Source organism: Formosa sp. S-31, assembly GCF_051172795.1.
Classification (GTDB): domain Bacteria; phylum Bacteroidota; class Bacteroidia; order Flavobacteriales; family Flavobacteriaceae; genus Formosa.
Window position 1 is genome coordinate 177473 of the sequence record NZ_JAENDK010000009.1, and the last position, 23730, is coordinate 201202.

General features: G+C 37.5%; 20 protein-coding genes and 1 riboswitch. Of the genes, 7 read left to right on the forward strand and 13 right to left on the reverse strand.

The window, feature by feature from the left end:
• Positions 1–24 precede the first annotated feature (24 nt).
• Entirely contained in the window at positions 25–591 is a 567-nt protein-coding gene (locus tag I3217_RS14500; RefSeq protein WP_435050495.1) for an adenylosuccinate lyase, read from the forward strand.
• Here I3217_RS14500 and I3217_RS14505 read toward each other — a convergent pair.
• Positions 578–1561, reverse strand: a complete 984-nt coding sequence (locus tag I3217_RS14505) for a DUF1028 domain-containing protein (protein ID WP_435050496.1) — start codon at positions 1559–1561, stop codon at positions 578–580. The two genes, I3217_RS14500 and I3217_RS14505, sit on opposite strands and share 14 nt — an antisense overlap.
• Positions 1562–1693: 132 nt before the next feature.
• Between I3217_RS14505 and purB the strand changes: the two genes are divergently transcribed.
• Together purB and I3217_RS14515 are read left to right on the forward strand one after the other, a co-directional pair.
• Positions 1694–3037, forward strand: coding sequence for an adenylosuccinate lyase (gene purB / locus I3217_RS14510; protein ID WP_435050497.1), 1344 nt, complete (start codon positions 1694–1696; stop codon positions 3035–3037).
• Between the two features lie 14 nt (positions 3038–3051).
• The gene (locus I3217_RS14515; RefSeq protein ID WP_435050498.1) at positions 3052–3267 is read left to right on the forward strand and encodes a hypothetical protein; all 216 of its coding nucleotides are present in this window, start codon (positions 3052–3054) and stop codon (positions 3265–3267) included.
• A 65-nt stretch (positions 3268–3332) separates the two neighbouring features.
• On the opposite strand, the gene rmuC is transcribed toward I3217_RS14515, so the two are convergent.
• The 4 genes from rmuC to I3217_RS14535 form a co-directional block, all read right to left on the reverse strand.
• Complete coding sequence (gene rmuC, locus I3217_RS14520; protein WP_435050499.1) at positions 3333–4721, reverse strand: DNA recombination protein RmuC; 1389 nt, start codon at positions 4719–4721, stop codon at positions 3333–3335.
• Between the two features lie 73 nt (positions 4722–4794).
• Positions 4795–5589, reverse strand: a complete 795-nt coding sequence (locus I3217_RS14525) for an ABC transporter ATP-binding protein (protein WP_435050583.1) — start codon at positions 5587–5589, stop codon at positions 4795–4797.
• A gap of 1 nt (position 5590) precedes the next feature.
• Positions 5591–6619: a FecCD family ABC transporter permease gene (locus I3217_RS14530; protein ID WP_435050500.1), complete on the reverse strand. Its 1029-nt coding sequence runs from the start codon at positions 6617–6619 to the stop codon at positions 5591–5593.
• The gene (locus I3217_RS14535) at positions 6620–7636 is read right to left on the reverse strand and encodes an ABC transporter substrate-binding protein (protein ID WP_435050501.1); all 1017 of its coding nucleotides are present in this window, start codon (positions 7634–7636) and stop codon (positions 6620–6622) included. It lies immediately after the preceding gene.
• Positions 7637–7985: 349 nt separating this feature from the next.
• Positions 7986–8192: riboswitch (cobalamin riboswitch) on the forward strand.
• A gap of 31 nt (positions 8193–8223) precedes the next feature.
• Here I3217_RS14535 and I3217_RS14540 point away from each other — a divergent pair.
• Complete coding sequence (locus tag I3217_RS14540) at positions 8224–10053, forward strand: TonB-dependent receptor (RefSeq protein WP_435050502.1); 1830 nt, start codon at positions 8224–8226, stop codon at positions 10051–10053.
• Positions 10054–10063: 10 nt separating this feature from the next.
• Entirely contained in the window at positions 10064–11134 is a 1071-nt protein-coding gene (locus tag I3217_RS14545; RefSeq protein WP_435050503.1) for a DUF5074 domain-containing protein, read from the forward strand.
• A gap of 81 nt (positions 11135–11215) precedes the next feature.
• Here I3217_RS14545 and glyA read toward each other — a convergent pair whose 3' ends face one another.
• Entirely contained in the window at positions 11216–12490 is a 1275-nt protein-coding gene (gene glyA, locus I3217_RS14550; protein ID WP_435050504.1) for a serine hydroxymethyltransferase, read from the reverse strand.
• Between the two features lie 111 nt (positions 12491–12601).
• Between glyA and fahA the strand changes: the two genes are divergently transcribed.
• Positions 12602–13891 carry a fumarylacetoacetase gene (gene fahA / locus I3217_RS14555; protein ID WP_435050505.1) on the forward strand — a complete coding sequence of 430 codons (1290 nt, stop codon included), beginning with the start codon at positions 12602–12604 and terminating at the stop codon, positions 13889–13891.
• A 36-nt stretch (positions 13892–13927) separates the two neighbouring features.
• Here the strand turns inward: fahA and ytxJ are convergent, their stop codons facing one another.
• Entirely contained in the window at positions 13928–14314 is a 387-nt protein-coding gene (gene ytxJ, locus I3217_RS14560; RefSeq protein WP_435050506.1) for a bacillithiol system redox-active protein YtxJ, read from the reverse strand.
• 140 nt (positions 14315–14454) lie between these two features.
• Between ytxJ and clpB the strand changes: the two genes are divergently transcribed.
• Complete coding sequence (gene clpB / locus I3217_RS14565; RefSeq protein WP_435050507.1) at positions 14455–17061, forward strand: ATP-dependent chaperone ClpB; 2607 nt, start codon at positions 14455–14457, stop codon at positions 17059–17061.
• 133 nt (positions 17062–17194) lie between these two features.
• Here clpB and I3217_RS14570 read toward each other — a convergent pair whose 3' ends face one another.
• From I3217_RS14570 to I3217_RS14595, 6 genes are read right to left on the reverse strand one after another with little or no spacing between them, the layout of a single operon-like run.
• Positions 17195–18544 carry a BatD family protein gene (locus I3217_RS14570; protein ID WP_435050508.1) on the reverse strand — a complete coding sequence of 450 codons (1350 nt, stop codon included), beginning with the start codon at positions 18542–18544 and terminating at the stop codon, positions 17195–17197.
• A complete protein-coding gene (locus tag I3217_RS14575) occupies positions 18538–20283 on the reverse strand; it encodes a vWA domain-containing protein (RefSeq protein WP_435050509.1) in 1746 nt (581 codons plus the stop codon). The genes I3217_RS14570 and I3217_RS14575 overlap by 7 nt, the downstream gene beginning before the upstream one ends.
• 2 nt (positions 20284–20285) lie before the next feature.
• Positions 20286–21278: a vWA domain-containing protein gene (locus I3217_RS14580; RefSeq protein ID WP_435050510.1), complete on the reverse strand. Its 993-nt coding sequence runs from the start codon at positions 21276–21278 to the stop codon at positions 20286–20288.
• Positions 21271–21750, reverse strand: coding sequence for a DUF4381 domain-containing protein (locus I3217_RS14585; RefSeq protein ID WP_435050511.1), 480 nt, complete (start codon positions 21748–21750; stop codon positions 21271–21273). The genes I3217_RS14580 and I3217_RS14585 overlap by 8 nt, the downstream gene beginning before the upstream one ends.
• 29 nt (positions 21751–21779) lie before the next feature.
• A complete protein-coding gene (locus I3217_RS14590; RefSeq protein WP_435050512.1) occupies positions 21780–22727 on the reverse strand; it encodes a DUF58 domain-containing protein in 948 nt (315 codons plus the stop codon).
• Between the two features lie 16 nt (positions 22728–22743).
• Positions 22744–23715, reverse strand: a complete 972-nt coding sequence (locus tag I3217_RS14595; protein WP_435050513.1) for an AAA family ATPase — start codon at positions 23713–23715, stop codon at positions 22744–22746.
• Positions 23716–23730 lie beyond the last annotated feature (15 nt).

Sequence of the window (23730 nt, forward strand, 5' to 3'; positions counted from 1 at the left end):
TATAAACTAAAATAGGAAAATAAAGTGACTACTGAACAGCTCTACGATCAATTAAATTATGTAGACAGTACCAAGGCTTCAAGATTGAAGTTTGCCCAACAGATTTTAAATCAACCTGAATTAACGCCTGTTCTTTTGGAACTTATTTTAAAAGTTGACGACGCTTTATCCTCCAAGGCAGCATGGATTCTGGAAGTTGCTTGCGGTGAAAACCTGAATATATTACTCCCCTATCTCGATTATTTTACTCTAAAAATGCCAACAGTCCATTTTGATTCGGCAGTACGATCTATAGCGAAAATTTGCGAATATCTAACCAAGGCATTTTATATCAGCTCAGATCCCGAAGTCAAAACACATCTAAAATCTGAACACAAAGAACGGATTATAGAACTATGTTTCGACTATATGATAAATGATAATAAAACAGCCCCCAAAGCCTATAGCATGCAAACACTTTTCTTACTGGGTAAAGAATACTCCTGGATTCACCCCGAATTAGCTACTATTTTACAACGCGATTTTCAACAAGGAAGTGCAGGTTTTAAAGCCCGGGCCCGACACATTTTAAAAGCCATTACCACGACATAACTTTTTTAAGCTCTTCGTCTGAAATACTTAGCAATTTACTATCCATTAAACGTCCGGTTAATATTTTCCAGTTATTATCCTTTTTAAAAATTGGTTTTAACACCTTATGCGCACGATCAAATTCTTTATTATTCAGCAAATTAATACCATACCAGTATTGCATTTCAATATTATCCGGATATAATTTTTGAGCACTTAAATACAGTTCTTCTGCAAGTTTAGAATCTCCTTTTTCCATGGCTACATCACCCTTATTCATAAAATCGTAAGCTTTCTGAATACCAATTAAGCGTTCCAGTTCTGCCACCGGATTTTCATGATCTTCCACTCTTAAATCCATAACAGTATCTTCCCACGAATTTCCTGTACTTTCAGCCTTTACTATTTTTATTGCTGCCGACTGGCTTCCTCGAATATCTCCTTTTTCTGCTTCAGCCGCTTTCATGGCTGCAATAATACGGGTACTTAAATCGCCTTTTGTCGTTTCATAGGCTTTGGCCATAGCCTTCCAGACTGTATTTTTAAGCATCATATTAGCCTGCACAGAAAAATTCTTCCCCACATAATGACCCGCTTCTCCAATACATAAATCCCCGGTATGTGCAGCCACATCACCATTTCCATTTAAAAAAGCCACCTGTCTGTACATTTGACCTTCATCTTCTGTCAATAATTCTTCTAATGCAGCCTTAGGACTTTTACCTTCTGACATAAGCTTCAACCCATTAGGCCCGTAACTAGGATTCACCAGCGCCTGAGTAGCTACAACTCCCACACCAGCCTGACCATAAATAACCACACTCCCCACGCTAAACCAATGACTTTGTACGGCAACTGCCATGTTGCCCGTAACAGAATCTCTGGCAACAATGGAATACGTATGGGTATACGGTTCAGCCTTTTTGTATACTTGAGCATGACCAACAAGTAGTGAAAAAAATAAAAATACAAAGATGTAAAAAGATTTCATAATCGTAGTTTAGTAGTTAGAGTTCTAATTTAGCTAATTATTTAATTTATTATAGCTTTTCTTATACTGTGAATTTCTGTCTTCTATCTAAAAAGATTATCTTCGCACTTTTAAAAAACAACACAAAAAAACATGTCATTAACACCACTTAATGCGATATCTCCAATCGATGGTCGTTACGGAAGTAAAACCCAATCATTGTCGGCTTATTTTTCTGAAGAAGCCTTAATTAAATACAGAATACAGGTTGAAATTGAATACTTTATTGCACTTTGCCAGGTGCCTTTAGAGCAATTAAAAGATTTCGACACTACAAAATTTGATGCTTTAAGAGCTATATATAAAAACTTCACTTCTGAAGATGCCTTAGCGATTAAAGATATAGAGAAAGTGACTAATCACGATGTTAAAGCTGTAGAATATTTTATAAAAGAAAAATTCGATACTTTAAATATATCACAATACAAAGAGTTTATCCATTTCGGATTAACCTCTCAGGATATCAATAATACGGCAATTCCTTTAAGTATTAAGGAAGCCCTTAACGATGTATACTTACCGGAATTCAACAGCGTTTTAGAAAAACTTAAAGATTTGGCTGTAGAATGGTCAGACGTTTCTATGCTTGCAAGAACACATGGTCAGCCGGCATCTCCTACCCGTTTAGGCAAAGAGATTGAAGTATTTGTTGTTCGTTTAAATCAGCAGATTGAAACATTAAAAACAGTACCGCATGCTGCTAAATTTGGTGGTGCAACGGGTAACTTTAATGCTCACCATCTGGCATTTAAACATATCGACTGGAAAATTTTCGGACGCACGTTTGTACAGGATATTTTAGGCTTACACCACTCTTTCCCTACGACTCAGATTGAACACTACGACCATATGGCGGCCTTATTCGACAATTTAAAGCGTATTAACACGATTTTAATTGACCTTGACCGAGATATCTGGACCTATGTATCTATGGATTACTTTAAACAAAAAATTAAAGCCGGAGAAGTAGGAAGTTCTGCTATGCCGCATAAAGTAAATCCTATCGATTTTGAAAACAGTGAAGGGAATTTAGGTATTGCCAATGCTATTTTTGAACATTTAGCGGCAAAGTTACCTATTTCAAGACTGCAACGTGATTTAACAGACAGTACCGTTTTAAGAAATGTCGGCGTTCCTTTTGGTCATACTCTAATCGGATTCCAATCAACTTTAAAAGGTCTTAACAAGTTACTTTTAAACAAAGACAAGTTTGCTGAAGATTTAGAAAACAACTGGGCGGTTGTTGCCGAAGCAATTCAAACCATTTTAAGACGAGAAGGTTACCCTAACCCTTACGAAACCTTAAAAGGCTTAACCCGAACAAACGAAAAAATAAATCAATTGTCTATTTCTAATTTTATTGATACCTTAGATGTATCTGAAACTATAAAATCAGAATTAAAAGCTATTACTCCATCTAATTACACCGGAGTATAATAAAGACCCTAAAAATGATATCAGACAAAACGTCTTTTTATTTAACTGTTGTTGTGTCTTTTGGATTCACAATATCCGGACTTCTTAAAATTCTGGATAATTTTGTAGTCATTACATTATTAATGCTGGGCTTTATTATAATTGTTGCAAACCTGTTTACGCACGAAAAAGTCCATCATGAAGAATACGAAAAACCAACGCCGGAAATGGACGACTTTGATGTCTTTTAACTTATAAACAATAAAAAAAGCTGCTAAAAAATTAGCAGCTTTTTTTTTATTAATATTCAAAACATTTATTCCTCTTCTAGCTCTGCGCGTTTTAAAACCACTTCCGGTAAGGCCTTTTTAGCTTTAGCTCCCATTATTTTTAATTTTTCAACACTGGATATTAAATTCCCTCTTCCATCTACAAGTTTATTCATGGCCGAACTATAATCTTTTTTAGCATCGTCGAGCTTTTTACCAACTCCTGTCAAATCTTTAAGTAAGCCTTCAAACTTATCGTACAGCGCTCCTGCTTGTCTGGCAATTTCCAAAGCATTCCTCTGTTGCTTTTCATTATTCCACATCGTATCAATAGTGCGCAAAGTTGCCAATAAGGTTGCTGGTGTAACGATAACAATATTCTTTTCGAAAGCCCGGTTATACAGTGTGTTATCTTCATTTACTGCCACGGCAAAAGCGGGTTCTATAGGGATAAAAAGCAATACAAAATCAGGAGAATCCATATCGTATAAATCCTGATAATTTTTAGCCGACAATTGGTCGACATGCCTGCGAATAGAATTAACATGAGCCTTTAAATACAAAGCACGCTCTTCATTTTCGGCATTTACAAAACGTTCGTAATCTACCAGAGAAACCTTGGAATCAATAATCATTCTTTTGTTATCCGGTAAATGGAGAACCACATCGGGTAACACACGCGTACCGTCTTCGCGTGTAAAATGCTGCTGAACAAAATATTCCCTGTCTTTTTCCAACCCGGATTTTTCCAGAACACGTTCCAGAACCAATTCGCCCCAGTTCCCCTGCATTTTACTATCTCCTTTTAAAGCACGCGTTAAATTAGTCGCCTCTTTAGTCATTTGTAAATTAAGATCTCGAAGCCCCAAAAGCTGCTCCTTCAAAGCCGAGTGCATACTTATATTTTCTTTTTGAGAATCTTCCACACGTTTTTCGAACCCCTGAATTTTTTCGTGTAACGGAGATAAAATATGCTTTAGATTTTCCTTATTCTGAAGGGTAAACTTTTCCGATTTTTCCTCAAGAATTTTATTCGCCAGTAATTCAAAGTCCCTGCGTAGTTGCTCCTGTTGTTTTACCAGATCTTTATCGCGTTGTACATGCTGCTCCTGTAAATTTTGAAATTCTGTAGACTTACGTGTAAAGGCTTCATTTAAAAACTCCTTTTCCCGTCTTATAGCATCCCGATCCCCTTCTATTTTCAACAGTTCTTTCTGAAGCTTATCTAATTGCTGGTTAAAAATGGTATTCTGCTTTTCATTTTCCGAATCAGTATAGGTTTTAAAATGGTTAAATTGCTCCTGTAGTTGCAAATTGCGTTCCTCCAACCGTGCTAACTCGCCCTTAGCTTTCAAGCGAGACATTATAACGCCCAGCCCTGCCCCTATTCCAGCAGAAACTAAAGCCGTAGAAAATAGTATAAGTGTATCGTTCATAAATCGCGTTCTATTACTCCAAATATAGCATTTATATTAGAAGACATAGGTGTCTGGAGTCTTAGTAAAACGATTATTTATTTACTCTAAAAGTTCCTGTTTTTTCATCGAACTGAATCAGGTCGGTCGGAAATAGCTGTGAGAAAACCCCTTGCGAAATTAAGTTACAAGGCGAATCGGATATCACCTGTTCAGGAGTCATTACTATCATTTTATCGCATAACTGAATGGCTAAATCTATTTCGTGCGACGAAAACAAAATGGTTTTCCCTGTTTCTTTAGCCAATTTCTGAAGCAATTTTAAAACGTAGGCCTTATGATACATATCCAGGTGCGTAGTTGGCTCATCTAAAATAATTAGATCTGTATCCTGGGCAAGTGCACGAGAAATCATGACTTTTTGCAACTGACCATCGCTAAGTTCAAAACATTTTTTATGCTTTAAGGCTTCAATATGAGTTAAACTTAGTGCGTAATTTACTTTTTGAATATCTGTATCAGACAGGCTACCAATCCAGTTCGTATACGGATGCCTACCTAAAGCCACCAACTCAAAAACCGATAAATTTTTAGAAATCAGTTTTTCTGTAAAAACGATACTCAGCACTTTCGCCAACTGCAAAGCATCATAGGTATCTAAAGCTTTACTATTGATATAAACGGCACCTTCCAAAGCATCCTGAGTCTGCGTTAAAGTTCTTAATAGTGTCGATTTACCAATACCATTTGCTCCTACAAGACTAACCAACTCTCCTCTATTAAGAGTTATATTAATACCTTCCGCAATACAGGTTTCTGATCGTTTAGAACGATATCCCACCTTTAAATTTTCGGCCTTTAAAACAATATGCGATTTAGTCTCCTCCATTTTAAAATACCATACTTCGTTTGCGCACAAGCAGCCAGATTACAATAGGCGCCCCTACCAGCGAGGTAATTGCATTAATTGGTAAAGTATAATCACTGTTTGGGATTTGTGCAATCGTATCACAAATCAGCATAATTATTGCTCCTAAAAGAATTACAGCCGGTAATAAAATATTGTGGTTTGATGTATTAAAAATTAATCGGGTGACATGCGGAATGGCTAATCCTATAAAAGCTATAGGCCCGGCAAATGCTGTAATGGTTCCTGCCAGTAAGCTTGTTGCCAGAATAATTATTAATCGGCTTCGCTTAAGGTGTAACCCCAGACTTTGCGCATAATTTTCACCCAGAAGCAGGGTATTTAAAGCCTTTATCGAAACTAAACTTAATAGTAATCCCAGAACATATAATACCCCAAAAATTATAATTTCATTCCATGATAAATTGCCTAAACTACCGAAGCCCCAGAAAATATAACGCTGGAGTTGCTCAGCCGAACTGAAATAAGACAAGACACCAACTATAGCTCCTGTAATACTGGAAAACATTAGACCTATAATTAACAAAGCCATAGTATCCCGCACACGCAGTGACACTATTAAAACCGCACTTAAAACCAGAAAACTGCCCAGACTAGCAGCAATTACTATACTCCATTTAGACATTAAGAATACTGCAAGGACACCTTCGAAAATTCCAGCGCCTAAAATAATCAAGGCCACACCCAAACTGGCTCCGGAACTAATCCCCAGTACAAAAGGTCCTGCCAGAGGATTCCTAAATAGGGTCTGCATTAATAAACCAGAAACACCAAGGCCCGAGCCCACCATGATAGCCGTTATGGTTTTTGGCAATCTGTAATTTTGAATAATATACTGCCAGGATTCTTGTTTACTTGTTCCCAACAGGCTTTCTATAATTTGTTTTAAAGGAATAGAAACCGAGCCCAAACCAATATTTAATAGCACACAAACAAGCAACACTAAAATTAGTATCACAAAAACACCTTTATATGTTTTACTTTCCGGCACTTATTGTAAAGGTTTAAAAAACGAAAGTTGATACTCCTGTAACAATTCGGGATGCGCAATTTTTATTAAATCTTTTAATACCAGATCCGGCCTGCTTAATCCCTTTTCATAATACAACACACCACCGGTAGCTCCCGTAGTCGTGCTTACAGTAAATATATTTTTACTCTTAAAAGCTTTAAATGTTCCATAATGGCTGTTAGCATCCTCCAAGGCCTCATAGCTTGGATAATATGATGGATTGAACCATAAATCTGCCGACTGTGCTTTCGTAAAAACAGTTTCAAAATTTAACGCCAGACTGCCTGACGCTGCGGTGCTAGCCCAAAGATAATCCACATTAGCGTCTTTAAGTAACTGACCTTCAGGACTTGTTCCGCTTGGTAAATACCACACATCCTTATGCATGGCTCCGCTTAAAACGGTTGGTCTGTTTTTTACTGACTTTGCCAGTTCCCGAGCCGAAATATAACCTGCTTCTATAGCTTTAAACACAGAATCAGCTTTTACTTCTTTATCATACAGTACTCCAAATAATTTTATCCACTCCGCCTTTGCAAGCGGTGATTCTTCTACCCAGTCGCCATTATAAATAACCGGAATCTTAGCGTTTGTAATCGTTTCGAAAGCACTGTTATTCCCGTCTATTCCAAAAGCAATAAGCACATCGGGACGCAATTCTAAAAGGACTTCGGTATTTATACCTTCATTTTTACCTAACTCACGGATTTCACCAGAATCTATACGTGTTCTAATTTTAGGTAAAGACACATACGTCGTTCCTGGAAAACCAATTAAACTTGCTGTCTCTTCCAATAATTCTAAAGCTGGTAAATGCGTTGTAGAGGTCACAACAATATCGTCTACAGGCACCGGAATAATACCATCAAAATTGTTATAATTCAGATTAATTTTTATCGGACTTTGTTTATCAACCAAAGCGTACTTAAAAGTAGTTTCGCTTTTAGGCCAGGGACTAAAAATTTCTAAAATCTTATATCCCTCAAAGGCGGTCACACTAAAACCTTTAGCATAACTTAAGCTTATTTTTTCACCTTTAACTTTAGATTCACTTTCTTGTTTTGTATCATCTTTACAACAAAAAAAACAGAGACAAAGCACTAAAAAAAAATAATTTAACTTAGATATCATGAAAGATTTTTATTTGAAAACACCTTGCTAATTAATCTTAATCCGTGTGTAACTTCATTTAATTTTACACGGGAAAAATCTGTTCAAATGTAAGCATATATATCTCAGTCAAAATAAAAAAAGTCAAATTTTTGGAATTTCCTTAAATTCCACCACCTCAAAATAAGGCTATAAAAAATTCTGATTTATCAATTTGTTTACATGGAAAAAGATTACATTTACAGCGAATTTTGGTTCCAATCATACAATGATGGATTAAAAGGGAATTGAGTGAAATTCTCAAACTGTTCCCGCAACTGTAATCTTAGTTCTGTTTAACAGAATGCTTGTTATTACTACTTCAATATACCACTGATTTTTTAATTGGGAAGGTGAATAACAAGACGAGAGTCAGGAGACCTGCCAGAAGCATTATTAACGTAAATGACTTTCGGGTAAAAGGTCTTGAAGCTATGACAAAATATTTTACTTTCTTTTTAATAAGCATTGGAGTTACTCTGAATTTTCATGCGCAAACAGAACCCGTAGAAACTTTAGATGAAGTTTTAATTACGGCAGATACCCAATTAAAAACCTTTAGTGAATCACAATCCGTTTTAATCCTTAGCGATAGTATTATTAACATAAACCAGCCTTCTTTAACCAGTTTACTGCAATATAACACGCCTATTTATTTTAAAGAAAACGGACTAGGCATGGTATCATCACCTTCCTTCCGCGGTACCACAGCGCAACAGACCGCGGTGGTCTGGAATGGCATTAACATCAATTCCCTATTTAACGGACAAACCGATTTTAACACACTAAATACGACAGACTTCAACAATATAAGTGTTAAAAGCGGTGGAGGTAGCGTAATTTATGGTAGCGGAGCTATAGGCGGCAGCATCCATTTAAACAATAATTTCGACTATTCCGAAGGCTTTAAAAACACGGTTAAAAGCAGTTACGGTAGCTTTAACACCTTTCAGTTTTTATACAGAAATAACATTACCACGAACAATCTTAGCGCCAATATAAATGTGAGTCGTAACAGTTCAGACAACGATTACCAATATGCAGATTCTGAAAATTATAACAGAAACGGTGCGTTTTACAATACCAGTATAAATGCTAATATTAGCTACAAATTGAATAAGCTGAATATTTTAAAATTTCACACTTATGCTTTCGACGGCGAGCGCCACTTCTCGCTAATCTTCCCTTCGGAAACTCCTACAAAATATCACGATTTTAATACACGGCATCTACTGGAATGGGACGGATTTTATAAGGCATTCACTTCGAAATTGAAATTAGGGTACCTCACCGAAGACTATAAATATTACGGAAACATAAATTCCACAAATCATACTTTTGGCAAGGTAAACACCCTAATTGCTAAATACGATTTAAGCTATACACCTTCGGAACAACTTACAATAAACACCATTATAGATGGCACTCAAAACAAAGGCAAAGGCTCCAGTATTGCTGAAGAAACCAGGCAAATTGCCAGTTTTAACTTGTTATTAAAGCACAAAATTCAGACCTGGTTTTTATACGAGATTGGCTTGCGTCAGGAAGTTACCAATACTTATAAAAGTCCGTTTTTATACAATCTCGGACTACAATTTAAAATTGCAAATCCATACACTATCACGCTTAATGGTTCTAAAAACTTCAGAATTCCAACCTTTAACGATTTATACTGGGAAGGCAGTGGTAACACGGATTTAAAACCAGAGACTTCATATCAGCTAGAATTAGGTAATCACTTAAATTTTAAATCTGTTTCACTATCGGCCACCGCATATTATAACAAAATAAACGATATGATTCGCTGGCTGCCAAACGGATCGCTTTGGAAACCTGTTAATACAGATCAGGTTGAAACCTATGGCGTTGAAAGCACCCTACATTACACCTATAATATTGGATCTCATCAGTTTTCCTTTAACTCAACTTACGCCTATACTATTTCAAAAAACACAGAAACTGACAAACAGCTTATTTACGTCCCGAAACACAAAACAACAGCTAGCCTGGGATATACCTTTAAAAAGGTCTCTGCCTTTTATCAATATTTATATGTTGGCGATGTGTACACCACCACCGACAATGCAAGCCAATACCGTTTAGATGCCTACCAGGTTTCTAACATCGGTCTGGATTACACCTTCGGTAAACGTTATACACTGGGCACTAAAGTAAATAACCTGTTTAATACAAACTATCAAAGTGTATCTAACCGCTATATGCCCGGACGAAACTATTCAATTTACATTAATATAACATTTTAATTATTTCACTATGAAACGAATAAACAAATTTATTCTACTAAGCTGCATTAGTCTTTCCTTATTTAGTTCCTGTAGTTCTGACGATGATGGAAACGACACACCGAATCTACCAAAAGGCACCTACGATAATGGCTATTTTATTATAAATGAAGGCGGAAGCGATCCTTCAACAGCCAGCATCTCATTTATAAGCGAAGACAATACTTTAAACTCCGATATTTACCGCACGGAAAACCCTAACGCTTCAGAAACAGGAAGCTATTTACAAAGCATGTTTTTTGATGACACCAGAGCTTTTATAATTTCAGGACAGGCAAATCAAATTACCGTTGTAGATCGCTACACTTTTGAATACATCACCACTTTAGATTCCGATTTCACTGCACCGCGTTACGGGGTAGTTATAGACGATACGGCCTATGTTACCAACTCAAACGGCTGGGATGATGGTTCTGATGATTTTATTACCATTATTAATTTGAACGATTATTCCACTAGCAAATTAGCTTTGGGTATTACTGCCGAAGCTATTACAGAGGCGAACGATATAATTTATATTTCCAACGGATATTACGGTGCCGGTCAAACCATAACAGTACTAGACCCTAAAACCAATACTACACAACTTATCGATTTAGGAGAAGGCAATGCTCCTAATTCCTTCGAAATTCAAAATGGCAATTTATTTGTACTCACAAACAATGCCGGTTCAAATTCAAACATATTTAAAATTAATATTGCGACTAACGCTATTAGTCAACAAATGATTTTACCAACTTTACTAGCAGATGCCAAGCAACTCGATATTGAAGACAACACTATATATTTTACTAATAATACCAGTGTGTTTAAAGTTAGTACATCGGGAGACGAAGATTCTTTCGGTAAAGTGTTGGAATACACCTCAACTTCAGACTGGGGAGCCATGTACGGCTTTGCTGTGAACAATGGTACGATTTATATTGCCGATGCAGGCGATTTTATTTCTAATGGCACAACTTTCGAGTTCTCTCTAAACGGAAATCAACTCAACAGTTATGTTACTGGTATTAGCCCAAATTCCTTTTATTTTAATAACTAGTTATTAAGTTAACTAGTATCAAAAAAAGGCAACCTAACGGTTGCCTTTTTTCTTTATAATATATGTATTTACCAAATGTTATTAGTCTACAAACAAAGGTCTTTCTGCCATAAGAGCATTCACTTTTGTTGCTACACCTTCTAAAACGGCTTCATCTTCAAGGTTCATAATTACCTCATCTACAAGATCAGCAATAGTCTGCATCTCTCCTTCTTTTAATCCACGTGAAGTCACAGCTGCTGTTCCAATACGAATACCTGAAGTTACAAAAGGAGATTTATCATCAAATGGCACCATATTTTTATTTACGGTAATTTCAGCTTTTACTAAAGCTTCTTCTGCCTGCTTACCGGAAACATCTTTATTTCTTAAATCGATTAGCATCATGTGGTTATCAGTTCCTCCCGAAATAATATTATATCCCTTAGCCACAAACGCCTCAGCTAAAGCTGCTGCATTTTTCTTAACCTGTAACATGTAATTTAGGTACTCATCGGTTAATGCCTCTCCAAAAGCAATGGCTTTAGCCGCAATAATATGCTCTAAAGGCCCACCTTGATTTCCAGGGAAAACTGCAGAATCAAATAAAGAAGACATTTTTCGAGGTGTACCGTTTTTAAGGGTTAAACCAAACGGGTTATCAAAATCTTCACCCATCATAATCATACCTCCTCTTGGTCCTCTTAATGTTTTATGAGTTGTAGTCGTTACTACATGACAGTGAGGAATCGGATCGTTTAAAATGCCTTTAGCTATTAAACCGGCTGGATGCGAAATATCGGCCATTAAGATAGCACCTACACTGTCCGCGATTTCACGGAAACGCTTAAAGTCGATATCTCTTGAATAAGCAGAAGCCCCGGCAATAATAAGCTTCGGTTGTTCTTTAGTGGCAATCTCCTGAATTTTATCGTAGTTTAAAACTCCTGTTTCCTGCTCTACACCGTAAAATACAGGATTGTATAATTTTCCTGAAAAGTTTACCGGTGACCCGTGAGTTAAATGTCCTCCGTGAGATAAATCAAATCCTAAAATTTTATCACCAGGCTTTAAACAGGCAGCAAATACAGCGGTGTTTGCCTGACTTCCGGAGTGTGGTTGCACATTAACATAAGCTGCTCCAAAAAGCGCTTTTGCGCGATCAATTGCAATTTGCTCTACTTCATCTACCACTTCACAGCCTCCGTAATAGCGCTTGCCAGGATACCCTTCAGCATATTTATTTGTTAGTACAGAACCTGCTGCTTCCATCACCTGGTCGCTCACAAAGTTTTCCGAGGCAATTAACTCTAAACCATGTAATTGGCGTTGTTTTTCAGCTTCAATTAATTCAAAAATTTGTTCGTCGCGTTGCATAATTGTAATTATCGTTAAAAATTCCTCAAAAATAATAAATAGATTAGTTAAATACATCAAAAAACATATATTTGAATAGAAATTATTAAACAATTAATCAACAACTACGTTATGCAGATATCCGCTAACAATCCCGATAGAAAAACCTGGCTTCACGTCGATAAAAACTCCGATTTCCCGATACAAAATATTCCTTTTGGTGTTTTCCTTACCCGAGACGACATCATTACCATTGGAACACGTATTGGGGATACGGCTATAGACTTGGGCGCCTTGCATCAGTTGGGATATTTTGACGACATTCCTTTAACCGATGATATTTTCCTTCAGGATACTTTGAACGACTTTATTGCCGACGGAAGAAAAACCTGGCGTGCCGTTAGAAATAAAATTGCCGATATTTTTGATGATGAAAACGATACCTTAAAAAACAATAAACAGCATAAAGAAATTGTATTATTTCGATTAGATGAAATTGAAATGCAATTACCGGTTGAAATTGGAGATTATACCGATTTTTACTCCAGCATCGAACATGCTACCAATGTAGGAACCATGTTTAGAAGTGCTGAAAATGCGTTAATGCCAAACTGGTTGCACATTCCGGTAGGATACCACGGCAGGAGTTCATCTATTATTCCATCTGGAATTCCAGTACACAGACCACAGGGACAAACGTTACCTGAAGGTGCTACAGAGCCTGTTTTCGGACCTTCAAAACTTGTAGACTTTGAGCTTGAAATGGCCTTTATCACTACCGATGCCAACGATTTAGGAGAGCCTATACCTGTTGAAGAAGCAGAAGAATATATTTTTGGTCTGGTATTATTCAACGACTGGAGCGCCCGCGATATTCAAAAATGGGAATACGTGCCACTTGGCCCGTTCCTGGCAAAAAGCTTTGCCTCTTCTATGTCACCATGGATTGTAACATTAGACGCATTGGAACCTTACCGTGTACAGGGACCAAAACCTATAAAGAAGCAAATGCCTTACCTGCAATCTAAAGGACCTAAAAGTTTCGACATTAATTTAGAAGTGGCCATTCAACCAAAAAAAGCAAAGGAAACCATAGTATCACGTTCCAACTTTAAATATATGTACTGGAACATGTCTCAGCAACTAGCACATCATACCATTAACGGATGTCCTGTAAATTCGGGAGACCTGATGGGTAGTGGCACCATTTCCGGGCCTACACCAGACACGTTTGGTTCTATGCTGGAGTTAACATGGAAAGGTGAAAAACCATTAAAAATGAAAGACGGCAGCGAACGAACTTTTATTAACGATTATGATACTGTTATTATGCGTGGTTATTGTGAAAATGACGGTACAAGAATAGGATTCGGAGAAGTAAAAACCCAGTTACTCCCGGTATTTAATCCTAAGAAAAAATAATATTTTAAAAAGCCCGAAATTAAATTCGGGCTTTTTTTATACCTGATATGAAGCTAAATCTACCTGATTAATCTGCCCATGCGAAGCATGTTCAATCACTTCTCCATTTTTAATAATGAGCAATTGCGGAGATTCGTGATACACCTTAAACACTTCGGAAACTACATTCGACACATCCCGGTTTTGTAACAGGTCCAGAAAATACATATCCAGTTGTAAACTGTCATCGAATGCCCTTTCAAATTGTCTTAACACCATACTACTAATTCCACATCGTGTAGAATGTTTAAAAATTACCTGTGTTTTGCTTTTGGAAGCCTCCATAATTCCCTCCAGCTGAGCGGTGTTCAACAATGGTTTCCAAGGGACTCCCCCCTCATCTTTTAACGTATTGTTAGCAAACAACTTATCAAAAAACCCCATAATATTTATTAATTTTAAGTCTTACTTCAGACTTCATTAAACCGACAAATAGTCAGTGTATTTCACTAAAAACATGTCTTTTTGTCCTTCTTTTTGTAATGGTAAGATAATTGAATTAACCATTGAAAAACAAAATAACTATGAACTTTAACAATTATACAATAAAATCGCAAGAAGCCATACAACGTGCGCAACAAATTGCTCAGGAGTATGGTCAGCAAAGCATAGAAAACGAACATGTTTTCAAAGCCATTTCGGAGGTGGATGAAAATGTACTACCATTCCTTTTAAAAAAACTAAATGTTAACACCAATATTTTAGCTCAGGCGGTAGAAAAACAAATTGAAAGTTTCCCTAAAGTTTCCGGAGGCGATATTATGGCTTCACGAGACCTGGGTTCTACTCTAAACGAAGCATCCAGCATTGCTAAAAAAATGAAAGACGAGTATGTTTCTGTAGAGCATTTAATTCTGGCCATTTTAAAATCTAAAAGCAAAGTAGCTCAAATGCTAAAGGATCAGGGTGTAACAGAAAAAGGACTTACAGCAGCTATAGAAGAATTACGTAAAGGCGATCGCGTAACATCTCAAAGTCAGGAAGAAACTTATAATGCTCTAAATAAATATGCTAAAAACCTAAACGAATTAGCAAGAACAGGAAAACTGGATCCTGTAATTGGTCGTGACGAAGAAATACGTAGAATTCTTCAAATTTTATCGCGTCGCACCAAAAACAATCCCATTCTGGTAGGTGAACCTGGTACCGGTAAAACAGCAATTGCAGAAGGTCTTGCTCACAGGATCGTGGATGGAGATGTACCTGAAAACCTAAAAGACAAGCAGATTTTTGCTTTGGATATGGGTGCACTTATTGCTGGTGCAAAATACAAGGGTGAATTTGAAGAGCGCCTAAAAGCCGTAATTAAAGAAGTTACAACCAGCGAAGGCGACATAGTACTGTTTATTGATGAAATACACACCCTGGTTGGTGCAGGCGGCGGACAAGGCGCTATGGATGCAGCCAATATTTTAAAACCTGCTTTAGCCCGTGGCGAATTACGAGCAATAGGAGCCACTACCTTAGACGAATACCAGAAATATTTCGAAAAAGACAAGGCCTTAGAACGTCGTTTCCAAAAAGTAATGGTAGACGAACCGGATACAGAAAGTGCCATTTCCATATTACGTGGAATTAAAGAAAAATACGAAACACACCATAAGGTAAGGATAAAGGACGAAGCTATAATTGGCGCTGTAGAATTATCCGAACGCTATATTACCAATCGTTTTTTACCAGATAAAGCCATTGACCTGATGGATGAAGCTGCTTCTAAACTTCGTATGGAAATTAACTCTAAACCAGAAGAATTGGATGTTTTAGATCGTAAAATCATGCAGTTGGAAATCGAGATTGAAGCCATTAAACGGGAGAAAGACGAGGTAAAACTAAAAAGTCTTAAAGGTGATTTAGCGAACTTAAAAGAAGAGCGCAACGAGATTAATGCCAAATGGAAAAGTGAAAAAGAAGTGGTAGATAATATTCAGGCTACAAAACTGAATATAGAAAACTTTAAACTGGAAGCCGAACGTGCAGAACGTGAAGGCGATTATGGCAAGGTTGCAGAAATTCGATATGGAAAAATAAAAGATGCTCAGGAACGTCTGGACTTACTTCAAAAGGAATTAAATGAAAACCAGTCCGGAAGCTCCTTAATTAAAGAAGAAGTTACGTATGATGACATTGCTGAAGTTGTAGCAAAATGGACGGGAATACCGGTTACTAAAATGCTGCAAAGCGAACGCGATAAATTACTGAGACTGGAAGACGAATTACACAAACGAGTTGTTGGTCAGGAAGAAGCTATTGCAGCTGTTAGTGATGCTGTTCGCCGAAGCCGTGCCGGTTTACAAAATCCGCAAAAACCCATAGGAACCTTCCTGTTCCTGGGAACAACCGGGGTTGGTAAGACCGAGCTGGCCAAAGCGCTGGCAGAATACCTGTTCGACGATGAAAATGCGATGACCCGTATCGATATGAGCGAATATCAGGAGCGTCATGCCGTAAGCCGACTTGTAGGTGCTCCTCCTGGATATGTAGGGTACGACGAAGGCGGCCAGTTAACCGAAGCTGTAAGACGTAAACCGTATTCCGTAGTGCTTTTAGACGAAATAGAAAAAGCGCATCCGGACACCTTCAATATCCTGTTACAGGTATTGGATGAAGGCCGTTTAACAGATAACAAAGGCCGGGTAGCCGATTTTAAAAACACCATTATTATCATGACATCCAATATGGGTAGTCAAATAATACAGGAACGTTTTGAAGCAACTAAAGACATAGAAAGCGCTATAGAAACAGCAAAACTGGATGTCCTGGCACTTTTAAAACAATCAGTACGACCTGAATTCTTAAACAGAATAGACGACACCATTATGTTTACACCGCTAAGCAAAGAAAACATTATAGACATTGTAGGGTTACAACTTAAAGGTGTCGCTAAAATGTTAGGACAACAGGGCATAACTTTCGATTCGACGCCTGAGGCCATAAATTATCTGGCTGAAAAAGGATACAATCCGGAGTATGGTGCCCGACCTGTAAAACGTGTAATACAAAAAGAAGTATTAAATGCACTAAGTAAAGAAATCCTGTCCGGCAAGGTTACCACAGACAGTATTATTTTACTGGACGCCTTCGATGATGAATTGGTATTCAGAAATCAAGATCATTTAGTACACGAAGAATAATTAAAATTTTGTTAAAAAGACATACCTGAAATACTAGGCCATAGAAAGTGTCGTTTTATGCATAAGGTTGGTTAGTTAAAAAGCAACGTGAATCCTATTCTGGAGGAACGTTGCTTTTTTTTATATATCCATCTTAATATTTACGAGTATCTGAAATAGGATTTAACCATTCTGATTTTGAAGTTGTAGAATTTAGATGTTCCTTTTTTAAATAACGAGCTCTCGCTTGTTTCAATTCAGATTTAAATGTATTAGAATTGAATGTAGCTGAACCTTTTCCTAGTGCCTGTTGTTCCAAGGCCAGAAAATTATTTTTTAAAACATCACTACCATACACTGAAATAAAAGTTCCCATGTTCGGAATTTCCGGATTCAATTTAATCAACCAGACTTTTAAGGCGTATAAAATTTTAAAAGAATCAGACTGTACTAAGACACGTTCTAACTGTTTAAAGGCATACCCTTCAGAAGCCCTGTACATCGCTTTATGATGTTTTATTTTTTTTATACCCCAAGGCAAGAGTTTATAAAGCACATACAGGGTTAAAAGTCCTAATAGCAATAGCTCTATAAAACGTTTTATCGTTAATCCAAATATTAAAAATGGTTTATCTTCTTCAGGTATTGCTGAGTTTTCTGCTTCCAGTTGTTTTTTAATACCAGCCAGCATTTTCAAATCCGGATTCGGCGCTACTTCTATCCTTAAAGAATCGATAACTTTTTTATAAAACTGTCGGTTATTATAATTCCAAAACACAAACTCAATACGAGGTAAAACGACCTCGCCTTCCTTTTCGAATAAATAATTCGCGGCATCGGTTCTTGAGGATGAAATTGACGTTTTCGTTTTATTGGTATTCACCCCCGGGCGTTTCGGATAAATACTTACCCCTGGAATGCTATCCCAAATCACCGCCGGAATAAACTCTCCTGTCGTACCAGCAGCCGATCTTGTTATCGTCCGCTGAAGCACATCGCCTACTTTCACGTTCTTTGTATCTGTACTCCAATGCTCATTAATAGTTAAATTACCGGAAACCAACCAATTGTTCGGATTATACCCTAAAGGCACTGGTTTAACTGTAATCGTTTTAGGCTTAGTATGTATGGTGTGTTTTATACCTTTATAACCACCGGGAGCAGGCGACTCCACATCGATTGACAAAGGCTGAATGGTCAATGTACCTTCCTGAGTTGGAAACACGTTGTAAATAAAATCAACCCCCGCATAATCTTTACCGCTAATCGTTTTACGATTGGAAAGCGATCTGAAGTACACCGTTAAAGCTCCTTCGATCTGAATATTTCCAACATCTACTCCCGAAGTAAACCATGTACTAGTGTATACCGAAACCGTCATCTGGATTGGCTGACCGATATAAGCCTCATCGTGATTAACCGTGACATAACTAATTAAATTTTGAGCGGACACACCACACCCTAACACAAATAAAAAGCACAGTATTTTAATTCTTTTTACCATGATGTTTGGGTTTGTTCTACATCTACCTGATTATGCTTTACCTGATACTGAAACTTACGCTTTAAAAACAAGGCAGGATCATCGTCTACTTTTCGCATTAAAATGTTTTTAGGAATACTCCCTTTCCCCGATTCAAAATCATCCGGTAACTCATCCAATTCCTTTCCTTTGCGTTTTCCTGTATTTACAGTTTCCTCCAGCCGTTGCTTTTCCATGTCTTTTTTAGTAGCCTTTTGTCCGCCACCACCTAAATCTTCAGGAGAATCATTTTGTTTATTTTCAGCGTTAGGTTTTTCATCGCCAACTTTACTTTCCTCGGCAGACATCTCATCCTTTTGCAATAAGGCTTCATTAATATTTTTAAGCCCCGTATTAGCCTCCTCCATTTCAGGATGATTTTTCACCAAAGTTTCAAATACCTGTTGAGCTTTTTCTAAATCACCTAATTTGGCATAAGTTAGTCCTAAATTAAATTGACCATTTGCAGTGGAATCCTTTTCAAATTCGGCCTTAGCCTTAGTAAAATTCCCTGCTTTATAATAGGCAGCCCCTTTATGCATAGGATCATTAAACCCTTCTGCTGCTTGGGCATATTCTTGGTTGTCGTATTGCAATTGCGCCTGATAGGCTTTGGTGTACCATAAATCTTTAAACTGAAACCCACCCTCCTTTTTCTCTAAATCCTGATTCTGACAAGACATTGCACCAATACACAGCACTATACTCAACAGACTCCAACCTTTTCTGAAAGAAAACAAAAACAAAATCATTAACGGAATCAGCAACCAATACCCATTATCCTGCCAATGTTCATCCTGTTTTTTAGGTTTTTCTTCAAAAATTAGATGATCGCTAACCGATTCCGCAAAAAGCTTTACATCACTCTTATCTAAAGTCATTTCCATTACAGTAACTCCTTCAATTTGTCTTAAAGCCTCTAAAGCTTCCATATTTAATTTTGAAGTAACAAGATTACCTTTTTCCTTAAGTGCAACTTTCAAATTGTTAAATGATGGTACATGCCCCCCTTCCTTTGTTGCCATCGGGTATACATGTAAATCAATGTTATTATTTTGAATAAAATCACTTACATCTGCCAGATTCAAATCGACCAGGTCGTCTGTAAATAGTAATATGCGACCAGGTGCTTTATTATCTACAAACAAACTATCTAACTTAGCAAACAGCATTTTAAAACTTGTTCCCCTGCGCGGCATCATGTGTGGTTGTAAACCATCCAAATTATCATTGATAATTTTATAATCGGTTGTAAAGGGCACAACAGTATGTGTAGACCCTGAAAAGACCAGCAAAGCCGTTTCGGCCCGCGGATTCGCTTCCAACAAATCGTGAATTTTAAATTTAGCACGTTCTAAACGGTTTGGGGAGACATCAGTAGTCAACATACTTTGCGACAAGTCTAAAGCCACAACCAATTTGGAAGCAACTTTTTTAGCAGGCGCTTGTTCTTCTGCCCAGGTAGGTCCTAAAAATCCAATAAACCCTATAGCAAATAAGACTAAAAGAGAAATATGAATAAAACGCACTTTCCAGGTTGTCCCCTTCTGGATTACATAAGGCTGCAGATGTTTCGCGATGTGTTTTTTCCATCTGGCATTATCGCCATAAAACACGATTCCTAAAAAAATAACTATTGCTATAGGAATGCTCAGCCAAAGATATTCGGCGCGCAAAAAATGGAATTTACCCCAATCTATGTCCTTCCAAATGGCTTTCATAGTCAATTCCGTTTTAGGCGTTTTATTATCAGTACCAAATTATTAATAGCAACTGAAGTAATAGCAAGAATTAAAGCAATACCTAACGGAATATAATACAGTAAGGTTTTTGGCGTATAACTTTCTTCCTCATATTCTATCGGCTCCAGCGTATCTAAAGTCTTATACACATCTTGTAGCGCTTCGGTGTTTTGCGCTCTAAAATATTTTCCGTTAGTCATTTCGGCAATATCCTGAAGTGTGCGTTCATCCAAATCGGAAGAAGAGCTACTCGGATCACCAATTCCAATAGTATAAATAACTGTAGAATCCTTTTTTGCGAGATTAGCGGCATCCAATGGCAAAATATCCATACCAGAATCGATACCATCGGTTAACAACAACATGACTTTCTGCGGAATGGTGTCGCGTTGAAACAAATCCATCCCTTTTACAATAGCTTTCCCAATGTTAGTCATCTGCCCGGCCATGCCCACATCAGCTTCATCCAGCATAGTTTCCACCGTTCTTAAATCGGACGTAAATGGCGCCTGGATATAGGCACTCGACCCAAAAAACAACAATCCCATGCGGTCACTTTTCCGTTCTTTAATAAAATCTTTCATCAGGTTTTTCACAGCCATCCATCGCGTTGAACGTTTTCCGTTAACCACCCAATCGGTGTTCCCCATACTAAAGGAAATATCGGTTGCAATTAAAAAATTTCGAGACGTTTTAATTTTTTTTTCGGACTCACCTACCAATTGTGGCGAAGACAAAGCAATTACTAAAAACCCCCAGATTGTGTACATTATTAACCAGGCCCACCAAGGTCTGCGTTTTACAAAAGAGGCCGTTTTAGGCTTTTGTTTCGACACTTCGGCTGCACGCTTAAAATACGTATAACGCAAGGCTGTACTTCGATTTTTTATTGCAGGAAACAACCAATATACCAATAGAGGTAAGGGTAACAGCAGAGCGACATACGGATAGGCAATGTGAAAATTCTCAGGCATGATGTGTAATCCAGTGTATACTTTTGTTTTTAAATTGGTCTTTACTAAAACCGGAAGCGTCTTCAACTCGATCTTTATAAACTGCCTGTAAAATAGCAGTTTCATCGGCCGAAAAATTAGATTGCTTTACCTTATTATCTAAAAACTGCAACCAGTCTTTACCGTGCAAAGCGGCCACTTCTGTGCGACCAAAAGTTTGTATAGCGGTTCGCTTAAGTGTAATCAAAATCGCATTAATGTATTGCGCTAAACTCAAGTCCGTTTGCACTGATAAGGTTTGAATATGCTGTACAGCATCCCTCAAATACTGCTTCTTTTTATAAGCAACATACCATTTGTACAACCCAAACAAAAACAGCAACACCAATACACCAAACACTATTTTCCACCCGAGCGTATCGTAACTATACGGTATAGGCTCGGGTTCTTTTAAATCGCCCAGTTGCAAGGTTTTTTCCTGAAAAAATCCCATACATAACATACTATGTAAATTCCCAATCCTCATATTTTTCCAGGAGCATTATATTGCGTAAACACCTGTATTAATTGTTCTTCAATCGGATCAACTGTATTAATTTTAAACAGGCTGATATTGTATTTTTCTATTTCTTTCTTAAAAGCTTCGTAATTCGATTCAAAATCCACTTTTAATTCCTGTACCACGCGCTTACGTTGTTTTAATAAACTGATTTGTTTTATATCGTTAGTCAGCGTTAATTTATCATCCGGTAATTCTTCCTCCATAGGATCGAATAACTTAATAAGAATAACATCGTTATGTTGCGATAACATACTCATGTATTTTATTGTTTCCGGATTATACCGATAAAAATCACTAATGATAAGGACTATATAATCGTGAGTAATGATATTTTGTAATTTCGAAATCATATCTTTTAGTTTCGTTTCGTAATCGAAAGATTTCTGATTATAAATTTCCGCATTGGCATCCACAATTTTCTGCAGGAACTGCAACACATTGCGCTGGTCACGTTTGGGTGTAATTAAATCGTAAGTATCCCCCTTAAACACCAGACCACCTACCCGATCACCTCCTTTTAAAATTTTGTACGCTGCAATAGAAGCCAGTTCACCTGCCACAACAGCTTTAGTTTTAGAGACAGAACCAAAGCCCATAGTCGGCGACTGATCGACAAATATGAAAGCAGGCTTTTCTTTTTCTTCGGTAAACACTTTGGTATGTGTTACCCCGGTTTTAGCTGTGACACGCCAGTCAATTTTTCTGATATCATCACCTATCACATAAGGCCGCGCTTCTTCAAAATCCAAACCTCTTCCACGCAAGCGCGATGCAAATCGTCCGGATAATACACTATTCGACTTTTGTCGCCCTACTTTAAAATTAAGCACTGTATTAAGCCACTCGAATTGCAATAAATATTCGAGCGTTAAAAACACATTTTGATCTTTTGATGCTTTTAATTTCATATCAAGAACTCTAAAATTAGGCTACAACAGCAACTGCTTCTAAAATTTTATCAACCACCTGATTCACTGAAATACCTTCTGCTCTCGCTTTATAGCTTAAAGCGATGCGATGTCGTAATACGTCTTTAATTACCGCATGAATATTGTCTGGAGAAACAAAGTCTTTTCCTTCCATCCAGGCATTTACGCGACTGCACCGATCTAACGCAATAGTACCACGCGGACTTGATCCGAAATCAATCCAGCTCGCTAAAGTGTCATCAAATCGTTCCGGGTATCGGGTTGCTGAAATAAGACTCACCATATATTTTTCCAATTCCTCGCTAACAGTAATATTTCCTATGTCCTTACGGGCATCAAAAATAGTCTGTTGTGGAATGGTTTGTACGGTTTTGGAAGATTCAGATTTTGGTTGCTGCTCCTGTTTATTTAAATGCAAAATTTCTAACTCTGATACATCATCGGGATAGTCAATTACCACATGCATTAAAAAACGGTCCATTTGCGCTTCGGGCAATGGGTAAGTACCTTCCTGCTCAATAGGGTTTTGAGTTGCCATTACCATAAACAAATCATCCATTTTATAGGTTTTTCCCGCAACAGTAACCTGACGTTCTTCCATGGCTTCTAATAACGCCGACTGCACTTTGGCCGGAGCACGGTTAATTTCGTCTGCCAGAATAAGATTACTAAAAATAGGTCCTTTTTGAAAAGTGAATTTTTCGGCAGCATCCGGCTGATAAATTTCCGTTCCCGTAATATCTGTAGGCAATAAATCCGGCGTGAATTGTATTCTGCTTAAATCGCAATCCAGATATTTCGATAAGGTTTTTATCGCCCGTGTTTTTGCCAGCCCCGGCAAACCTTCCAGCAACATATTACCATCGGCTAACAATACTAAAATTAAACGATCTATAAGCTCCTGTTGCCCGATTATAGCTTCGGACATCTGAGATTTTAAAAATACAATGGCTTCATGTGAGGTCATACGCAAGTCTTTAAA

Excerpts from the sequence above, each read along its gene's own strand:
- I3217_RS14505 (WP_435050496.1), bottom strand. The coding sequence starts at position 1,561 with ATGAAATCTTTTTACATCTTTGTATTTTTATTTTTTTCACTACTTGTT.
- purB (WP_435050497.1), top strand. The coding sequence starts at position 1,694 with ATGTCATTAACACCACTTAATGCGATATCTCCAATCGATGGTCGTTAC.
- I3217_RS14515 (WP_435050498.1), top strand. The coding sequence starts at position 3,052 with ATGATATCAGACAAAACGTCTTTTTATTTAACTGTTGTTGTGTCTTTT.
- rmuC (WP_435050499.1), bottom strand. The coding sequence starts at position 4,721 with ATGAACGATACACTTATACTATTTTCTACGGCTTTAGTTTCTGCTGGA.
- I3217_RS14525 (WP_435050583.1), bottom strand. The coding sequence starts at position 5,589 with ATGGAGGAGACTAAATCGCATATTGTTTTAAAGGCCGAAAATTTAAAG.
- I3217_RS14540 (WP_435050502.1), top strand. The coding sequence starts at position 8,224 with ATGACAAAATATTTTACTTTCTTTTTAATAAGCATTGGAGTTACTCTG.
- I3217_RS14545 (WP_435050503.1), top strand. The coding sequence starts at position 10,064 with ATGAAACGAATAAACAAATTTATTCTACTAAGCTGCATTAGTCTTTCC.
- glyA (WP_435050504.1), bottom strand. The coding sequence starts at position 12,490 with ATGCAACGCGACGAACAAATTTTTGAATTAATTGAAGCTGAAAAACAA.
- fahA (WP_435050505.1), top strand. The coding sequence starts at position 12,602 with ATGCAGATATCCGCTAACAATCCCGATAGAAAAACCTGGCTTCACGTC.
- ytxJ (WP_435050506.1), bottom strand. The coding sequence starts at position 14,314 with ATGGGGTTTTTTGATAAGTTGTTTGCTAACAATACGTTAAAAGATGAG.
- clpB (WP_435050507.1), top strand. The coding sequence starts at position 14,455 with ATGAACTTTAACAATTATACAATAAAATCGCAAGAAGCCATACAACGT.
- I3217_RS14570 (WP_435050508.1), bottom strand. The coding sequence starts at position 18,544 with ATGGTAAAAAGAATTAAAATACTGTGCTTTTTATTTGTGTTAGGGTGT.
- I3217_RS14575 (WP_435050509.1), bottom strand. The coding sequence starts at position 20,283 with ATGAAAGCCATTTGGAAGGACATAGATTGGGGTAAATTCCATTTTTTG.
- I3217_RS14580 (WP_435050510.1), bottom strand. The coding sequence starts at position 21,278 with ATGCCTGAGAATTTTCACATTGCCTATCCGTATGTCGCTCTGCTGTTA.
- I3217_RS14585 (WP_435050511.1), bottom strand. The coding sequence starts at position 21,750 with ATGGGATTTTTTCAGGAAAAAACCTTGCAACTGGGCGATTTAAAAGAA.
- I3217_RS14590 (WP_435050512.1), bottom strand. The coding sequence starts at position 22,727 with ATGAAATTAAAAGCATCAAAAGATCAAAATGTGTTTTTAACGCTCGAA.
- I3217_RS14595 (WP_435050513.1), bottom strand. The coding sequence starts at position 23,715 with ATGACCTCACATGAAGCCATTGTATTTTTAAAATCTCAGATGTCCGAA.